We start from the raw sequence: 1,112 nt of genomic DNA, 5'->3' as shown, positions 1-1,112 counted from the left end.
TCCCAGGAGGACACCCAGATCCGGTTGCTGTCGATGGCCTCGTCGGTCAGCGGCAGGACATCCAGCAACGCGGCCCTCACGGCGGACAGGCCTGTGTCTGCGGCGCGCCGAGGGCGGGAGGCGCTTCGTCGGTCGAGCAGGTCGAGGGCGTACGCAACCAGGTCGCGTTTGGCGGGGAAGTAGTGGGTGAGCAGTCCGGTGGTGGCGTCGAGTTCGGCAGCGACGGCTCGCATCGTCAATCCGCCGAAGCCGTGCGCGACCAGTACCCGCCAGACCGCCTCGGAGACGTCGCGTCGGCGAGCCTCGTGGTTCCCCTTGGTGCGTGACATGCTGCTACGGTACATAACCGTAACGCTTGTTATGTGAATGGGGTCATCATGTTCTCCTTTTCCCTGCGGGACGACGCCCGCCTCCGCCCGCTGGAGATATGGCATGCCGAGGAGTTCGCAGCCCACCTGGACCGGGCCCGCGAGCACATCCGGCCGTGGGTCGGACCGGGGTTCGTCACCGTCGACCTCGACGGGGCTCGGGCCACACTGAGCCGGTACGCCGAGCGCCAGGCCGCGGACGGTGGCCGCCTCTTCGGTATCTGGCTCGACGGGACGCTGGTCGGCGGCGTGATGTTCGTGGACTTCGATGCCGGCTTCGGTTCCTGCGAGATCGGCTGCTGGCTGGAGCCGGCTGCCGAGGGCCACGGTCTGGTCACACAGGCGTGTCGCGCGCTGTTGGAGTGGGCGTTCGCCTCCCGGGGGATGCATCGCGCCGAGTGGCACTGCCGAGCCGACAACGAGCGCAGCTCCGCGGTGGCCCGGCGGCTCGGCATGACGCTCGAAGGCGTACAGCGCGAGTGCTGGCCCTACGGCGGCGTCCGTCACGACAAGCAGATGTGGGCGATCCTCGCCCCCGAATGGCGAAATCATCACCAGTGACCAAGAGTTACCGCCATGCACCGACGGTGGTGGCCGGGGGCTGAGCGGCGAACGCTCACTCGCTCATCGGACGCCGGAAGCAGCGGTCCAGTCCGAATGCCGCCGGGTGAGCAGGGAGGGGTCTGACTCCGCGCGAGCGTGGGTTCGACCTGGGTGGCGACCTCGTCATGGACAGCCCTTAGG

At 68.5% G+C, this 1,112-nt stretch carries 2 protein-coding genes; one reads left to right on the top strand and one right to left on the bottom strand.

Going from position 1 to position 1,112, the window contains the following annotated elements:
- The coding region (locus ACFVXE_RS39215) for a TetR/AcrR family transcriptional regulator (protein WP_389678598.1) at positions 1-329 on the bottom strand (329 nt) is incomplete at its 3' end.
- Between the two features lie 48 nt (positions 330-377).
- On the opposite strand from ACFVXE_RS39215, the gene ACFVXE_RS39210 reads away from it, so the two are divergent.
- On the top strand, positions 378-929 hold the full coding sequence (locus tag ACFVXE_RS39210) for a GNAT family N-acetyltransferase (RefSeq protein ID WP_389678596.1): 552 nt from the start codon (positions 378-380) through the stop codon (positions 927-929).
- The last annotated feature ends 183 nt before the right edge of the window (positions 930-1,112 follow it).

The sequence above is a fragment of the Streptomyces sp. NPDC058231 genome, from assembly GCF_042882275.1.
Lineage (GTDB): Bacteria > Actinomycetota > Actinomycetes > Streptomycetales > Streptomycetaceae > Streptomyces.
This window is presented reverse-complemented; position numbering and strand designations above follow the sequence as displayed.

What these genes read in the sequence shown, in the direction of transcription:
- ACFVXE_RS39210 (WP_389678596.1), top strand. Translation starts at nt 378, where the DNA reads ATGTTCTCCTTTTCCCTGCGGGACGACGCCCGCCTCCGCCCGCTGGAG.